The sequence below is a fragment of the Spirosoma sp. 209 genome, from assembly GCF_002006735.1.
GTDB lineage: Bacteria > Bacteroidota > Bacteroidia > Cytophagales > Spirosomataceae > Spirosoma > Spirosoma sordidisoli.
Map to the genome: position 1 here is coordinate 332,096 of NZ_MVEC01000003.1, position 16,866 is coordinate 348,961.

Consider the following 16,866-nt stretch of genomic DNA (forward strand, 5'->3'; position numbering starts at 1 on the left):
ACTGGTTGTTTAGGTGATTATTTGATGCCGTAGATAAGTTGATAATAATGCCGTTTCACCGTGGCAAAATAGGCCCAGAGCGACAGTGAGCCGATGTAGGCCAATACGATAAGCAGTTTGTAGCCCGACAGCGCGTACAGCGTCATCCATAACACCCCCACCCGGGCTATTTCCAGGTAAAGCACCCACTGCCGCTGTTCCAGCACCGCCCCCATGTTCACGACCGTCAGGAGGATGAAGCCCGCTGCCAGCCACTGGTATACGGCCGGGATGTGCTGTTCGTACAAGAGCAGCCCGAAGAGCAGCGCCAGCGTCAGCACCATCTGCCCGACCACGTAGCCCCGGAAGCGGTAAGTACTGGCCGTCGAGGTGCGGGACCGGGTTGGGGCATCGGCCCAAAGAAAGCGGTCTTCGAGCCGATCGCGCCAGATCGGATCAACCGCGTCGGGCCGGCCGAACAGCAGCCGCAGTTTAGCCCGAAAGCCGGGCGTCTGCCGAACCGACACCAACAGCTCCAGCAGGAAATGAAAATGCTGCCACAGAAAACTATGGCTGTTGAGCGGTTTGGTCAGGCCGTATACCGGCTCTTCGTCTTCTTCAGCGAACGTACCAAAGAGCTTATCCCAGATGATGAGCACATCGCCGTAGTTTTTATCGAGGTAGGCCGGATTGCTGGCGTGGTGGACGCGGTGGTGCGAGGGAGTTACGAGCACGTATTCCAGCCAGCCCAGTTTGCCGATAGTACGCGTATGAATGAAGAATGGGTACAGCCCATGCAGCAACAGCAGACTCGTGATCATCTCGGCCGGGAAGCCTACGATGGGCAGCACCGACCAGAACCCGGTTCGCAGGATGGCCTGAAAAATGGTGATCCGGGCCGACACGGTATAGTTGAACTCATCGCTCTGGTGATGTACGATATGAGCGGCCCAGAACAGGTTGATCTCGTGCGCCAGCCGGTGATACCAGTACCAGACAAAATCCGTAGCCAGAAAAAGAACAATCCAGGTCCAGATGCCTGGTTGTACATCGAACAGGGCGTAGTGCCGATGCAACGAATCGTAAACGAAATAAAAGGCCCCAACGGTAAAACTATCCAGCAGCCGCTCAATGATCCCCACGTTGAGATTGGCCACCGAGCTGCTGAACGTAAAGTAATCTTTACGCTGCCAGCGGCTCACGAGGTACTCCAGCCCCATGAGCAGGAGAAAAAACGGAACCGCAAATGCTAGCCAATTGATTTCCATACTGTAACCTGACAATCGTTTCGGGCTTTATCAGCCTGGTTGACTCTTTCCTTTTGTACTTATATCCTATAGATATTATAGGATAATATAGTTTACGTTGATGCCAGGTTGTAGCTGGCTTGGTAGCAACCGGCCTGAATCGGGTAGCCGACGAGACGGGTTGCAGAAAATGGGTTAGTTAGGGTAACGTGAGGAAGACCTGTTCAACAACAGCACATTCGCATACACAGCAGAGCCGGGAGCGGGTTCTGTGCGTGAGGTAAACCGGTATATAAAGCAACTGGAGCTTTCATAACAGGAGCGTGCCGCTAAGGATCTTGTAGATTGGTAGGCAAAGGTGAAATACCAATTTTAAAAATCCAAGCAATACGCTAAAAATTTGATAGACAAGTTGTTATGAAATAGTCTATCGGTTTTAAGGAGTAATAAATTTCCTATTCGCTACCTCGTAGCGCCGACCCGTTGTAGACGCCTGATTTTCATCAGGCTAGGTAATTGCCGATGCCCACAATAACCGACGACAGCACGACCGTCAGTATGCCCAGCTTGATGGTTCGCAGGGTCGACTGATTGGCTCCGCGCCACTCGTGCAGGTATAAGCCCCACAAACTGCTGAAGGCGATGATGAACGCCATATGGAGTGTCCAGCCCGAAAAGCGGTACTCGCCCATCTGGCTGTCGCCCATGCCGTAGAAGAAGAACTGGAAGTACCAGGTAACCCCGGCCATGGCGCAGAAGAGGATATTCCGCAGAATGGGAGCCGACAGGTTGGTGTAGTCAGAAAAGGTCTGGTTTCGAAAGTTGAGGTAGATCGTCCAGACGGCGTTGGTCGTCAGGCCACCGAGCAGAATAATCACCAGGGCTGCGTTGTTCATGTAGAGCGGATCGGCTCCGTAGCGGACGGCCCGTTCGGCAATGGACTGCCCGGCCGTTAAACCGAATGAGAAACAGGCGCTCATCACGCCGGAAAATACCGCAACCAGAAAGCCTTTGCGCAGATCGAACTCGGCAATGGCCGCTTTCTTCTCGGCTTCGGGCTGCGATTTTTCTTTCATCATCCCCGCTACACCACAAATGCTGATCCCGACTACGCATACCGCCAGCCCCAGCACGATTACCTGGCCGGAGGTGGTGTTGATCAGACCGGCAAACTGCCCTCCCCAGATCGGTGGCACGAGCGTACCGAACACGGCACAGAGGCCCAGCACCACCGCCATACCGAGCGAGAGCCCCAGGTAGCGCATGGCGAGGCCGAAGGTTAGTCCGCCGAATCCCCAGAGTACGCCCCAGAAATAGGTCCAGAACAGCGTTTCAGAATCGGTCTCCTGCAATACCTGCAACAGGTTCGGTACGGTGAGCAGCCCCAGCACCCAGGGCGCAATCAGCCAGGAGAACAGCCCGCCCACGAGCCAGTAGCTTTCCCAGGCCCACCCCTGTACGCGCTTGTATGGTAGATAAAAACTCCCCGAAGCAAACCCGCCGAGTGCGTGCAGAACAACTCCCCAAATAACCGCCATAGTGCCAGTGACTGATAATAGATGATCAGCAAAAGAAAGACGCAGGCCATACCGAACTTACCTACACACTCCTACCAAATAGCAGTTTTCGGCCAAAAAATTGATTTATGTCGAGCAGCGCATCGCCGATACTACACCGCTCCGCTCACGGACGCGCCCGGCCAGCAGCGTTTGAGCGCTATCAGGTTTGTTGGGATAGGCTGCGGGTTCCAGTGCGGATGAATAGCCAGGGCAGCCCCCAGCGCGGTAGCCTGCGCCACCGATGCGGCCCATACTTCAACCCGTGGAAACGCTTCGGCCAGCAACCCCATGTAGATCGGGTTGTGGCTGAACCCGCCATCGACAAAAAGTCGGCGAACGGGCGGTCGATTGCCCGGCCGCTGATGCAGCACCAGTTCGGTCGAGATCAGCTGCTGGGCCACGATGTCGAGCATGAGCTGATGATACGCCAGCTCATAGGTGGGGAATAGCGTCAGATCCCGGTCGGCAAAGGTGATGGGATTCATCGACACCTGCGGCCGGGTGCCGGATCGGGGTTGGCGGGTGGGCAACGGGTCGGCCTGCAACTGCCGGATCAGGTCCGGATCGTACGCGACCCGCCTGTAGATGTCGGTCGCTACGCCGAAGTGAGCGGCTAGTCGGCGTACCTGCTGCTCGTGTTCGTGGCCGGCAAACAGGCGCGACGCTTTTACGGGTTTTCCCTGGTAAGTCAGGTAGCACAGACAGTCATATTGCAATTCTTCGGCCGTGAGCGGATCGGTGTTGAACGGGTTCAGGCTGATACACCAGGTGCCGGTCGAGATCAACACAAACGGTTCGTCAAAACTGGCCAGGTACGGAATCAGAGCCGCCGACGAGTCGTGCAGGCCCGTGCCGACGTACAGCGCGGCATCGCCCCGGTTTACCCGACTCACCGTATCGGCCGTTACAATGGGGGCCTGCAGTTCATCCAGTTTTTCCTGAACGACCCAGCCATGGTAACGCTGCTGCCGGAAATCCCACAAGAGCGTATGACAGCCAAGGCTGGTCAGGTCGGCCCGGGGCTGGCCGGTAATCAGGTAGCTCAGGTACTGGGGCAGGTGAAGGGCGTAGCGAATCTGGGCATACAGGGTCGGCTTATCGTATTTGACCCGGTATAGCATCAGCCCCACGTTCAGGCTGCCGAGGGCTGGCGAGGCCGTCTGCACCGACAGCTCATCCGGGGGGCCATATCGCTCATAAAATTGCTTTTTTATTGGGTCGGGCAGCGATTTAAGGTAGTTATAAAGACAACCCACCGGTTTGCTGTCGGCTCCGATATACACATAACTGGCCCCGTAAGCCGAGAAGTTTACGGCCTGCACCTCAAACTGCGGTAAAGCCAGCACCTCCGCCAGCGCCGTTTCCAGCCAGCGACTCAGGTGGTCGAGGTCTTCGCAGGGGTCGCCGTCGTCGTCCGTTGCTTCGTCGAACCGCTCCGTCCGCTCCCAAACGACCGCATACTGCCGATCGAACAGGAACAGCTTCTTGTTCGTCTTCCCCACGTCGAAAATGGCAACAACCGGCGTCTTATTCATGGAGTGAATTAGTGATGGCGTGATTTGTGGCTGAGTGACGACTCTTCATAGGCGTTGCATTTACCGCTCAATCACTCAATCACCAATTCTCTTAGAGTCCCGTGGCTACGGTTTTGAGGCCGCGTTCGCGGATGAGCTGGGTGCGGGTGTCGAGAGTGCGGTACAGGGTGAGCGGTTGCAGGGCCCCGCCCGCCCGGAGCCGGGCTTCGGCCACGATGGGGCGAACGTCGGTCCGGAAAGCGTCCTGCAGAATCTCCTGCGCCCGGACCACGTCGTTTGCTTCGCGCGCTTCTTCGAGCGCTGTCCGATCAACGAGCAGGGCCTGCGCGTAGGCGATCTGGATGGCCTCTACGCTCTGGAGGAGATCTTCGAGCGGGTCTTTCACGTTATGACTGGCATCGATCATCCAGCCCAGATCGGTGGCGTGATTCATGTTGCGGGCGTCCATCCCATCAACGAGTTCGTTGAAGATCAGAAAGAGCTGGTACGGTTTGATACTGCCCGCCGTCAGGTCGTCGTCGCCGTATTTGGAGTCGTTGAAGTGGAAGCCACCCAGTTTCTCTTCCATGAGCAGCGTAGCCACGATCTGTTCGATGTTAGCGTTGGGCAGGTGATGGCCCAGGTCGACCAGGGTATAGGCCTGCGGACCGAGTTTGCTGGCGTAGAGGAAGCTGCTACCCCAGTCGCCAACGGTCATCGAATAAAAGTTGGGCTCGAAGGCTTTGTACTCGACAAACAGTTTCCAGTCCGAAGGCAGGGCTGCGTAGATGTCCTGAAGGCTCTCCAGCGTGCGCGAAAACGCCTTGCGGAAGTTCAGCTGCCCCGGAAAACACGACCCGTCCGACAGCCAGACCGTCAGCGCCTTCGACCCCAGCGCCACACCGTGCCGGATCACCTCGATGTTATGCTCGATAGCCTGCCGGCGCACCGCCGGATCGACGTGTTGCAGCGACCCGAATTTATAGCTCAGCGCCTGATCTGGCTGGTCCTGAAACGTATTGGAATTGACCGCATCGAAGCGCAGCCCGTAGTGGGCCGCCGTTTGTCGGGTGGCGTCGGCATCCTGCGGAATATCCCACGGTATGTGCAGCGAGATAGCCCCGCTGGCCCGGTTGAGCGCGTGCAGCAAACCAACATCGGCCATTTTCTCGTCGAGGGTACGGGGTTCGCCCCCACCCCCGAACCGCCCGAAGCGCGTGCCGCCCGTACCCAGCGCCCAGCTCGGAATAGCGATCTGAAAGTCGATCAGTTTCTGAATAATCCGCTCGGCGTCGGCTACGGCATCGGTCCAGTAGGCGAGTTTTCGGCGATGAGCGTCGAGCAGCCGCTGGTTATGATCGGCGAGTTGAAACGATTCAAGGTTCATAGGGTTCAGGAGGTTAATCCGTGATCGGTCTAGCGGACAAACGCCATGGCGACACCACCATCTACATTCAGCACATTGCCGGTCGATTTGTTGAGCAGCCCGCCCACAAAGGCGAAACACGCATTGGCAATATCGTCGGGCAGGATGATTTCATTGAGCAGCGTCCGTTTGGCATAATAGGCGGGCAACTCTTCGACCGGTACGCCATAGGCTTTGGCACGCCCTTCGGCCCAGGCCCCGGCCCATATTTTACTATCGGCAATGACGGCATCCGGATTGACCACGTTCACCCGAATATGGTCTTTACCCAGCTCAGCCGCGTTCAGCCGACTCAGGTGCAGCTGGGCCGCTTTAGCCGATCCGTAGCCGGCATTGTTAGGGCCGGACACCAGCGCATTTTTCGAGACTATGTTCAGCACGTCGCCCCCAATGCCCTGCTGGCGCATGATGTCGACCCCGGCCTGGGTAACCAGGAACTGCCCTTTTACGAGAATGTCGTACAGCAGGTCCCAGTCTTTCTCCGTGTGTTCTTCGATGGGTTTTGAAATAGAAATACCGGCGCAGTTGACAACGATATCGACGCCCCCGAACGCCAGGCTGGCGGTATCGAAGGCATCACGGATAGTAGACGCCACCGTTACGTCCAGAAGGGCCCGGGCGTGGGTGTCGCGACCGTACTGGCTGCTGAACTCGGCGTCGGCACCGGCCAGCCGGTCGGCATCGTTATCGTTCAGCACCACGCAGGCTCCCTCGTCGGCAAAGCGTTTGGCAATCGCCTTCCCGATACCGCCCGCACTGCCCGTAATCAGCGCCACCCGGCCCGTCAGCGGTCTGGGCTTGGGCATCCGCTGCAGCTTGGCTTCTTCCAGCAGCCAGTATTCGATGTTGAAGGCTTCCTGCCGGGGCAGCGAGGTGTACGACGAGATGGCTTCTGCCCCCCGCATTACGTTGATGGCGTTGATGTAAAATTCAGCCGCCACCCGAGCCGTCTGTTTGTCTTTGGCGAAGGTGAACATACCCACCCCCGGCAACAGAATCACCACCGGGTTCCGGTCACGAATGGCCGGACTGTCGGGATGTTTACAGGCTTCATAATAGGCAGTATAATCGGCGCGGTACTGCTCGAACTGACCGGTCAGATAGGTACGTAGGTCATCGGCCGGGCGCTGCGACAATGATTCGACCGCTTCCAGCACCAGCGGCTTGATCTTGGTCCGCAGAAAATGGTCGGGGCAGCTGGTTCCCATCGGCGCCAGCCGGGCCAGATCGGTCGAGTTGATGAACGTCAGCACCCGCTCATCGTCGGTGAAGTGCCCCACCATGGGGCGTTCAGTCGAGCACAGCCCCCGCAGCAACGGAGCCAGCTGAGCCGCCTGCTGCTGACGCTGATCGGCAGGCAGTGACTCACGAATGGCCCCGCCAAAAGCGGGTCTGGTACTTTTTTCGTCCAGGTAGTTGGCACAGCGCTCGATGATCTCGAGCGTGTTGACATAACTGTCGTAAGCCGTGTCGCCCCAGGTAAACAGGCCATGTGACCCCAGCATGATGCCGCGTAGGTTCGGATTTTCGGCTACGCAGGCCGCCAGTTTCATCCCCAGATCGAAGCCCGGACGCTGCCAGTCGACCCAGCCGATTTCCCCGTTGAACAGTTCCTGAGTAATGGCTCGACCGTCGGCCGCGGCCGCAATGGCAATGGCTGCGTCGGGGTGCAGGTGGTCGATGTGGTTGAAAGGCAGAAAAGCGTGCAGGGGCGTATCGATCGATGGCGCTTTCGACGCCAGGTCGTAGATACAGTGGTTGAACAGCTCAACCATCTCGTCTTCATGAGCCAGGCCGCGGTATATCGTTTTCAGGGCATGGAGCCGATGCATATACAGAGCCGCCAGCCCGCTTTTCTTCAGCGTGCCGATGTCGCCCCCCGACCCTTTCACCCACATCACCTCCGTCGACTGGCCGGTCAGCGGATCGGGGGCCATGGCTTTGCAGGAGGTGTTCCCTCCGCCGTAGTTGGTCAGCCGCAGGTCGGCCCCCAGCAGGTTAGAGCGATAAATGAGCAGCGCCACTTCCCGGTCGGGCTGGGGTAACGCATCGAACTGAGCGGCCCTGGTCTCATCCCAGAGGTAACTGACGTGGCGAAATGTATTCGGGGTTGCAATCATGAGTTCAATAAGTTGGCCCGACAAAGTAGCTGGGTTCGGGCGGGGTCACTTTCCTATACATGCCTACCACCTGACAAAGCAGGCCGGGTTCTTTAGACAGCCTCAACGGAGGGCTTACTTCCCTACAGCGACTGACGAACAATGAGCTGAAACGGGTTCTCGACCTGACGGCAGCTGTTCTCCAGAATCAGCTGGGCGGCTGTTCGGCCCATCTGCGCAAAATCAGTAGACATCACGGTGATCCCATCCAGCAGGATTTCTTTCAGGGGCGTTTCGTTATACGAAAGAATACCGACCTCCTGCCCTACCGAATACGAGGTAGCCTTTATTTTCTTGATCAGCGTGACCAGATCATCTTCCATGATGTTGATATAGGCATTTCCACCCGTAATAACTTCGTTATCAATATCGTGTATGACGTGGGCCGTAAAGTCATGTTCGTAACAGAACCGGTAAAAACCGTTCAGGATGGCGCGCGGGTGGTAACTATGGGCCGGAAACAGCAGGTTCAGCGTCGTGTATTTACGCAACAGCGGCAGGGCTTCGGTCAGCGCCTGCATAAGGTCTTTCTCGAAGTTCTGCACCACGGCGGCATACTGACCCGATAGCCCGTCGATCTGTTTGTCGAGCACCAGCAGTTTATGTTTGGGCAACTGGTCGATAAGCAGCCGGGCCTGTTCGTCGCCGTTGAAAAAATGGCCGATGATAACATAATGCGTATGCCGGGCACCTTCTTTCTCGAGCAGGGCTTTGAAAAGCCGGAAGTCGTTGTTATAAATGTAAAAGTCGATGGTAACGTCGGGCCCGACGGTCTCCACGAACGAATCGTAGATGATCTTCTTGTGAGCGCTTAACTTATTGAACAGCAGGAATATTTTCAGATTACGACCCACCGGCGAGTGGTTGATGTAATAACCTTTCCCCTTCACGGCCACAATGATTTCCTGTTCTTTCAGCCGGTCGTAGGCCCGCTCAACGGTTCGCTTGGCCACGTTGAACTCGGCGCTGATCTCGTGGATCGACGGTAGCTTATCGCCCGGCCGACTGTCGCCATGCTCGATGCCTTCCACCACCGATTCATAGATCTGCTGGTATTTGGGGGTACTCGACTGGTCGTTGATCCGGATAAGCGATACGGTATTCATGGCGCTAAATTTACTCATTCCAACAAAAAGTTTGGTTTTTATAGGAATGAGTAGGTAAGTTGACCGGCAGCAGCCCTACACATTTGGTCCGACTGCTACCGATCTGTAAACGATTGACTTTACGTACTTATGAGACCTGCTGTATTGCTTGTTGTACTTAGTTTATGGCTTCATTCGCCCGTTCGGGCCCAACTCAGCCCCGTTGCGTTAACCTGCGAACACCGCACCAATCCGCTGGGCCTCGACGAGGCAAAGCCCCGCCTAAGCTGGCAGCTGACCGGTAGCGGACGCAACCTACGCCAAACCGCGTATCAAATCCAGACCTCGGACGCGCCGACCTTCAAAAAACTGGGCTGGGACTCCGGCAAGATACCGTCCGATGCCTCGGTACTGCTTCCTTACGAAGGTCCGGCCCTGCGCTCGGGTCAGCGGGTCTACTGGCGAGTACGCGCCTACGACCAGGCTGGCAGGGTCGGTTCGTGGAGTCCGGCTGCCTACTGGGAAATGGGGCTGCTGTCTCCTGCCGACTGGCGAGCCACCTGGATCGAGCCCAATGATACCGTTAAAACGGGTGCCCCGGCTATTATGCTCCGAAAACCGTTCACGATCACGAAGAAAGTAGCGTCGGCCCGCGCCTATGCTACCGCCCACGGCATGTACGAACTCCGGCTCAACGGCCAGCGCGTCAGCGATGAACTGCTGGCCCCAGGCTGGACGGTCTATCCCAAACGGCTTCAGTACCAGGTATACGACATAACCAGCCAGCTCCGCACCGGCGCCAATGTAGTAGGAGCGCAGATTGGCGAAGGCTGGTATGCCGGGGTGATCGGGTTTACGAATAACGCGAAGTACTACGGCAACAGACTCGGCTTACTGGCTCAGCTGGTTATCCGGTATACCGATGGCACCACCGACGTGATCGGCACCGATGGCAGCTGGCAGTACAGCACCAACGGCCCCATCCGGCAGTCGGAACTGTACGACGGTGAAACCTACGACGCCCGCCTGAGCCGGGCAGGCTGGGATGCACCGGGAACGGGTTCGGGAGGGGCTGACTGGTCGGCGGTACGCGTTGCCAGCTATCCGCTTACCAACCTGCGGGCTACCGTCAGCGAGCCCGTTCGGCGGCAGGAAGAGCTGAAACCCCAGCGTATTTTCCGGACACCATCGGGCACACTAGTGGCAGACTTTGGCCAGAACATGACCGGCTGGATTCGGTTGCGGGTGAGCGGCCCGGCCGGCACAACGGTACGCATCCGCCATGCCGAAGTGCTCGACAAGAAAGGTGAGTTTTACACCACTAACCTGCGCGAGGCCAAACAGGAACTGGCCTACACCCTCAGCGGCAACGGCAACGAAGTCTACGAGCCTCATTTTACCTTTATGGGATTCCGGTACGTAGCCGTCGACGGATTCCCGGGCGAGCTGAAACCGGAGCACCTGACCGGCGTCGTGATCCATACCGACATGCCACTCACGGGCCGGTTCGAGTGCTCCAGTGCGCTGATCAATCAGCTGCAACGCAATATCGAATGGGGACAGAAAGGCAACTTCGTCGACGTACCGACGGACTGTCCGCAGCGCGACGAACGACTCGGCTGGACTGGCGATGCGCAGGCTTTCTGCCGCACGGCGGGATTCAACCGGGGGGTGGCGGCTCTGTTTACCCGCTGGCTGGCCGACGTGGCCGCCGATCAAAGTGCCGAAGGCGCCGTGCCGTTTGTGGTGCCCGACATCCTGAGCCGGGTCGATCCGAAGACGGGCAACCGCGAGGTAGCCACCTCGGCAGGCTGGGGCGACATCGCCACCATTGGCCCCTGGACCATGTACAACCTCTACGGCGACCGGCGGCTGCTCGAAACCCAGTACCCCAGCATGAAAGCGTATGTCGACTACATCCGGAAGAAAGCCGGGGCCGCCAACATCTGGAAGAGCGGCAGCGTCTTCGGCGACTGGCTGTTCTACAAACCACACATGTACAGTCATACCGAACCCGACGGCTATACCAATGGCGATATGATTGCCACCGCGTTCTATGCCTACTCGACCGATCTGCTCCGCAAGGCGGCTACGGTACTGGGCAAGACCGACGACGCCCGGCAGTATGGCGAACTGTTCGAGTCGATCAAAGCCACCTTTCAGCGGGAGTACGTCACGCCCTCGGGTCGTATCGCGTCGGACTCGCAAACGGCTTACGTGCTGGCGCTGAACTTCAACCTGCTGGCCGACGAGCTGCGGCCGCTGGCCACCCAGCACCTCGTCAACGACATCAAAAGCCGCAAAAATCACCTCTCGACCGGCTTCCTGGGTACGCCCTATCTCTGCCACGTTCTGTCGGACAATGGGTTTACCGATGTGGGCTACGATCTGCTGCTGCAGGAAACCTATCCTTCCTGGCTGTATCCCGTTCGGATGGGGGCAACAACGATCTGGGAGCGCTGGGACGGCATTAAGCCCGACAGCACCTTTCAGGATGAGGGCATGAACTCGTTCAACCACTACGCCTACGGTGCTATCGGCGACTGGATGTACCGCGTTGTGACGGGGATTGAACTTGGCCAGCCGGGCTATAAGCAAATCCGGATTCAGCCACAGCCAACCGACCGGCTGACCTTTGCCAAAGCGGCCATGAAGAGTTCTTACGGCGACATCGAGTCGGGCTGGGAGCGGAAAGACGGTCAGCTGGTGATTCGGATCAGGGTACCGGCCAACACGACAGCCCTGATCCGGCTACCCCGCGCCGAAGCCGCCACCGTTACCGAGAGTGGCAAACCGCTTGCCCAGGTTCCCGACTGCCGAAACGTCACGCCCGACAAAGGGTCGCTGGCGATGGAAGTCGGATCGGGTGAGTACACGTTCACCTATCCCGAGAAATAACCCATCCGGTGCTGTAGGTGTGGTATGTATAGCAACATTGATGCGTAACATCGTCAAGCGCCGTAGGTGCGGCATGGGTATGGATGTGCATCGACGCGGTTATGAACATGCCGTACCTACGGCGCCGGGCTGGCATGTGGAGTTGCCGGGCGCGGCTAATGCATTGGCTTGACTGCGTAACTGCTGCTAATCGGCCCAGACCTTTGTTCCTTCGGTGCAATTGCGGCACATCTCGATGTCGGAACGGGACCGGAGCAGCGTTTGCCGGAAATCGTGGTAGGCCGGACCGTGCCAGAGATCGGCAAACGATTCGATTTGGAGATCACCCAGCCGGTGGTGCGCATCTTTATCGAAGCAACAGGGTACCACCAGCCCATCCCAGGTGATGACGCACGAATGCCACATCTTCCAGCAATGGTCGCCAAAGCCGTTTTTGATGCGGTACGTTCCGTCGGCCTGTGCCGCATACCGGCTGTACTGGTCCAGCGTCGGAATCAGGTCCGACCCCTGTTCGTAGTCGTAGATCTGCGCGGTTTTGAGGCCCACCTCGTCGACGCCCAGTTCGCGGGCCAGCTTCTTCACCTCCGCAATCTGGTGCTCGTTGGGCTTCACAACCAGGAACTGGAATACGACATGGGGCGTGCGAGACTTCAGCTCTTTCTTCCAGCGCAGGATATTCTTCGTGCCTTCGAGTACCTTTTCCAGCCGGCCGCCCACCCGATACTGCTGGTATACCTCCTGGGTTGTACCATCGATGCTGATGATCAGCCGATCCAGGCCCGACTCCACCGTTTTACGGGCGTTCGCGTCGGTCAGGTAGTGAGCATTGGTACTCGTAGCCGTGTAGATTTTACGGTCGGTAGCGTACCGGACCAGCTCCAGAAACTGCGGATGCAGATACGGCTCGCCCTGAAAATAGAAGATCAGATACAACAGCGTTTCATGCAGCTCGTCGATCGTTCGTTTATAGAGGTCCTCGCCGAGCATACCCGTAGGCCGCGTGAAAGAACGGAGGCCGCTGGGGCATTCGGGGCAGCGCAGGTTGCAGGAGGTAGTTGGCTCAAACGACACCGACATAGGCAGTCCTCTGTGTACAGACTGCCCCGTTTGCCGCGATCGGTAATAACTCGACACCACCTTCAGCGCGTTCGCTACGCGTTTGGGCGTCAGTTTGGACGCAAAATTAAGGCCGTCGAGTACGTTGCGATTCATCAGGTAAAGGTACGTGCTGAACGGTTCTTAACCCACCATTCTCCCGGCTATTCGCCCGCTTCAAGCCGCCAGACCCGGCAGCCGGCCTCGTCGAAAACAACATCACCGGGGGGCAGGCCCGTCAGATCCGTCTCCGTTAGCTGGCCGGTCATGCTGGCGGCAAAGGCATAGTCGCTATCCTCAACGTGCGTCCAGGCAATGTAAGACTGACCGTCAGCCGGCCCCACGAGCCAGCGCGTGTCCCGGCCCTGAATAGCCGGCCACACCCGTTCGGCAAACTGACGGATACGGGTAATGGCGGCAAACTGATCGGCATTTTCGCCCCAGACAAACGGGCCGTGTGTCACCTTATCGGGTTCGCGGTCATCCTCGATCCGGAACACGTAGAGCTTGGTATATTCTTCGTTGGCTCCGCGCTCGTCGTGCTGGTTACGCACTTCAAAACCCAGCCCCGTATAGCTAGGCCAGTCGGTCAGGAACAGCGCCGTAAAGTAGCGGAACAGATTGCCCGTCCGGTAAAATGCATCGAAGCGCGGGTCGTCCTTATCGGCGGTCATTACAGTAAAATTCGGCGCAAACCGGCGCACCTGACGGTACTGATCATACAAAGCAAACTGCCCCACGAACGCATCGGAACCAACGACCAGCGACTGAAGATCGCCCAGGGTCGAGTCGGCTTCGATGGCATCGAGGTGGTCGAGTTCGTCACCGTAGCCCATCACATCGGGCGGGGCCAGGAACGTTTCTGCGAAGAACGCGAAATACGGAACGCCGTTGCCCCGAACGTATCGTTTGATGGACCGGAGCGGGTCGTAATAATGCCCGATCATGTCGGGTACGCCATCCGGCCGCATCTGCACATGGGCCATGTCGCCCCGCATGAAATCGAAGTTATAGGTTCGCTGGCAGTCGTGTACGCGCCGGCAGATGTAATCCCAGGCGGCATAGTTGGGCCGGTCGAAGTCAAGCTCCCATTTTTCGTTATTGTCTTTCGACTCGTAGAAGCGGTACCGGGCCAGCGGACCAAACACCCTCGACATCGGCTGCGGCCGGTCGAACGCGTACTGGTACCAGCGCTGTCCGAAGTCATCGATTACGAAATCGATTGGGTCGATATGCAGGCCCCGATACGGCGGTCCCATGGTCATGGGCAGGGTTTCGTATCCCTGTGCGACCAGATGCCGGATCAGCGCCAGTCGGCGGTTCAGGCGCCCGCCATAGTCGGCCGGGTTACCAAATAGCATCCGCACCCGCTGCTCATCCGTCAGCAGCAGATGGGGTCCGTCGGGCCGGTTGGAAGCAAAGAACGCATCTTTGGCAAAGTTCAGCGGGCTACCATCAGCCGCTCCCTGATACCGCAGAAACTGCCAGATGGCTTCTTCCACGTATCGGTACACGTTACTGGTATGGTCAACGATGCGCGCCTTGTCGCGGTGTACCCACTCGAACAGCGACGGGTGGGTCAGCACCATCTCCGAAAACCGGTCGGTATGCGGAATAACGTCCATCCCCACCGTGCGCCCCGTAGCATGGAGAAGGTTAACAACGGCCTTCAGCTGTTTCTCTACCGTATTGAGCGCGGGCACATACTGGGCCAGGTCGGTATCGAAAAACTCCGGGTTGATCTGCCAGCTGACCATGCCGTACAGGCTCCCGACCACGCCCGGCTCCCAGATCGGCAGCAGGTGGATACTGTCGTGGCAGGCGGGCAGGGTCAGGGTATACTGCACCGTTTTCCAGAACGACCCGATCGTCCGGACGTTTACGCCCACCATATTGCTCTGTTTCAGCCAGCTGCCATCGGTTTCGCGGGCTACAGGGCTGGGTATGGTCTCGGCGGGGTCGAGCGCCCGACGCAGCAGGTCGGTGCCCAGCCGCTTGTGTAGCAGGTCAAGGGTCTGATAGACCGAAAACTGAACGGCGGTCTGGGGTAATAAACCGGGTATGAATGACGATCGGCCCGACAGGTAGGCGTCCGTATGGGTGGCATGTTGTTGTTGCCAGTCGGCTATCAGTTCGCTGAGGGTTGTAGGCATGGGGCAAATGTAAAACGGTTTTCACAAAACCAAATGTCAGCTTTGTTTGTCATGCTTAGTATGCAGGATGTTATCGTAATAGGCGGAGGGCTCGCCGGACTGGTCAGCGCACTGGAGCTGGCGCGGGCTGGCCATACCGTCACACTGATCGAACGAAAAACATATCCTTTCCACCGGGTTTGTGGTGAATACGTCTCCAACGAAGTCAGGGCCTACGTCGAATCGCTGGGCATCGATCTGGCGGGGCTGGGCGCGGCCGACATCCGGCGTTTCGAGATTTCGTCGCCCTCGGGTCGGCTACTCAGCAGTCCGCTCGATCTGGGCGGTTTCGGCATCAGCCGCTACACACTCGACTATGAACTCTTCCTGCGGGCGCAGGCCGCCGGGGTAACCTTCCTGCTGGGCCAGTCAGTCGAGGACGTCTCGTTTCAGGACGATGCGTTCACCGTTACCCTCAGCCACGGACAGATCCTGTCAGGCCGGCTCGTGATCGGCGCCTTTGGCAAACGGTCGCGGCTCGACAAAACCCTCGACCGCCCCTTCATGCACCAGCCTTCGCCTTACATCGGGGTGAAATACCATGTTCGGATCGATCTGCCCACCGATGTTATTGCGCTCCACAACTTTTCGGACGGCTACTGCGGCATGTCGGCCATCGAAAACGATGCGTACTGCGTCTGCTACCTCACCACCCGCGCCAACCTGCGCCGGTACGGGAACATTCCGGCTATGGAGCGGGCGGTGCTTCATCAGAACCCGCACCTGAAAGCCGTGTTCGACCGGGCCACGTTCCTGTACGCCAAACCTGAAGTGATCAACGAGATTTCGTTCGCGCCCAAACAGGCGGTTGACCAGCATCTACTGATGGCGGGCGACTCGGCCGGGCTGATAACGCCCCTCTGCGGTAATGGCATGGCCATGGCCATTCACGGGGCCAAACTCGTCAGTGAATTGTCTGACGCTTATCTGCGCGGTCAGCTCAGTCGCCCGGCGCTGGAGCATCAATACCAGCAGGCCTGGTCAGCGCAGTTTGCCCGGCGTTTGTGGGTCGGCCGAACCGTGCAGAAACTATTTGGCCGCCCCTGGCTGACCGAAGCGGGAATCCGGGCTTTTGGCGCGTTCAAACCGGCCCTGCGCACGGTTATGCGGCAAACCCACGGCCAGGTCATTGCCTGATCGGCACGCTTCATACGGGCAATTCATCCGTTCAGAACCGCTTTTATGCACTTCGTATAACGCCCTAGTCTGTAGCGGTTTAGGCCACCCTACCTTTGTTGTGTTCAAATTAAACAACAACCAGAAACTACTGAACACAACATGAAAACTGTAGCCAAATCAATTCTGCTGGGCCTGCTTCTGCTAGGTTCATTCTGTGGGCTGATTGCCCTCACGGCCAGTGCCGCCCAGGCCGGCCCGACCGACGACCACCTCGTAAAATCCGCCGTTCGTCATCGTATGTATTCGTCACCTTCGGGAGAGGTCATTAACGTAAACGTAGAGAAGCCCGCTGGTCAGCTGGTCCGCGTGTTCATCGCCGACGAAAGCGGCCGGGTGCTGGCTCACCAGACGATCGGGAAGAAAGGGGAAAAGTACCGGCTCCGCTTCAACGTGGCCGATCTGGAAGACGGCGCCTATAGCCTTCGTATCTCAGGCAAAAACACGCACGACCAGTATGACTTCAAACTAAGCACGCCTAAAGCTGAAAAGCCCGTTCGGTCGGTAAGTCTCCAATAAACTACCTATCAGCCCCC

12 protein-coding genes are annotated in these 16,866 nt (G+C 57.9%); 4 read left to right on the top strand and 8 right to left on the bottom strand.

The features are described from left to right. Window positions 1-17: 17 nt before the first annotated feature. From B1C80_RS07110 to B1C80_RS07135, 6 genes are all read right to left on the bottom strand, one after another. A complete protein-coding gene (locus B1C80_RS07110) occupies window positions 18-1,247 on the bottom strand; it encodes a sterol desaturase family protein (RefSeq protein ID WP_077920369.1) in 1,230 nt (409 codons plus the stop codon). Window positions 1,248-1,729: 482 nt separating this feature from the next. Beyond that, complete coding sequence (gene rhaT, locus B1C80_RS07115; RefSeq protein WP_077920370.1) at window positions 1,730-2,764, bottom strand: L-rhamnose/proton symporter RhaT; 1,035 nt, start codon at window positions 2,762-2,764, stop codon at window positions 1,730-1,732. 131 nt (window positions 2,765-2,895) lie between these two features. Further along, window positions 2,896-4,320 carry an FGGY-family carbohydrate kinase gene (locus B1C80_RS07120; protein ID WP_077920371.1) on the bottom strand — a complete coding sequence of 475 codons (1,425 nt, stop codon included), beginning with the start codon at window positions 4,318-4,320 and terminating at the stop codon, window positions 2,896-2,898. A 91-nt stretch (window positions 4,321-4,411) separates the two neighbouring features. Beyond that, on the bottom strand, window positions 4,412-5,686 hold the full coding sequence (locus B1C80_RS07125; protein WP_077920372.1) for a sugar isomerase: 1,275 nt from the start codon (window positions 5,684-5,686) through the stop codon (window positions 4,412-4,414). Window positions 5,687-5,715: 29 nt separating this feature from the next. Next, on the bottom strand, window positions 5,716-7,845 hold the full coding sequence (locus B1C80_RS07130) for a bifunctional aldolase/short-chain dehydrogenase (protein WP_077920373.1): 2,130 nt from the start codon (window positions 7,843-7,845) through the stop codon (window positions 5,716-5,718). Between the two features lie 122 nt (window positions 7,846-7,967). Beyond that, the gene (locus B1C80_RS07135; protein WP_236648672.1) at window positions 7,968-9,008 is read right to left on the bottom strand and encodes a GntR family transcriptional regulator; all 1,041 of its coding nucleotides are present in this window, start codon (window positions 9,006-9,008) and stop codon (window positions 7,968-7,970) included. A 111-nt stretch (window positions 9,009-9,119) separates the two neighbouring features. Between B1C80_RS07135 and B1C80_RS07140 the strand changes: the two genes are divergently transcribed. Beyond that, window positions 9,120-11,867, top strand: a complete 2,748-nt coding sequence (locus tag B1C80_RS07140) for a glycoside hydrolase family 78 protein (RefSeq protein ID WP_077920374.1) — start codon at window positions 9,120-9,122, stop codon at window positions 11,865-11,867. A 40-nt stretch (window positions 11,868-11,907) separates the two neighbouring features. Further along, on the top strand, window positions 11,908-12,039 hold the full coding sequence (locus tag B1C80_RS28865; protein ID WP_255376565.1) for a hypothetical protein: 132 nt from the start codon (window positions 11,908-11,910) through the stop codon (window positions 12,037-12,039). Between the two features lie 14 nt (window positions 12,040-12,053). On the opposite strand, the gene B1C80_RS07145 is transcribed toward B1C80_RS28865, so the two are convergent. Both B1C80_RS07145 and B1C80_RS07150 read right to left on the bottom strand, forming a co-directional pair. Then, entirely contained in the window at window positions 12,054-13,079 is a 1,026-nt protein-coding gene (locus B1C80_RS07145) for an SPASM domain-containing protein (RefSeq protein WP_077920375.1), read from the bottom strand. A 47-nt stretch (window positions 13,080-13,126) separates the two neighbouring features. Then, the gene (locus B1C80_RS07150; RefSeq protein ID WP_077920376.1) at window positions 13,127-15,115 is read right to left on the bottom strand and encodes a hypothetical protein; all 1,989 of its coding nucleotides are present in this window, start codon (window positions 15,113-15,115) and stop codon (window positions 13,127-13,129) included. A gap of 60 nt (window positions 15,116-15,175) precedes the next feature. On the opposite strand from B1C80_RS07150, the gene B1C80_RS07155 reads away from it, so the two are divergent. Then, entirely contained in the window at window positions 15,176-16,291 is a 1,116-nt protein-coding gene (locus B1C80_RS07155) for an NAD(P)/FAD-dependent oxidoreductase (protein ID WP_236648678.1), read from the top strand. 141 nt (window positions 16,292-16,432) lie between these two features. Further along, entirely contained in the window at window positions 16,433-16,849 is a 417-nt protein-coding gene (locus B1C80_RS07160; protein ID WP_077920378.1) for a hypothetical protein, read from the top strand. The last annotated feature ends 17 nt before the right edge of the window (window positions 16,850-16,866 follow it).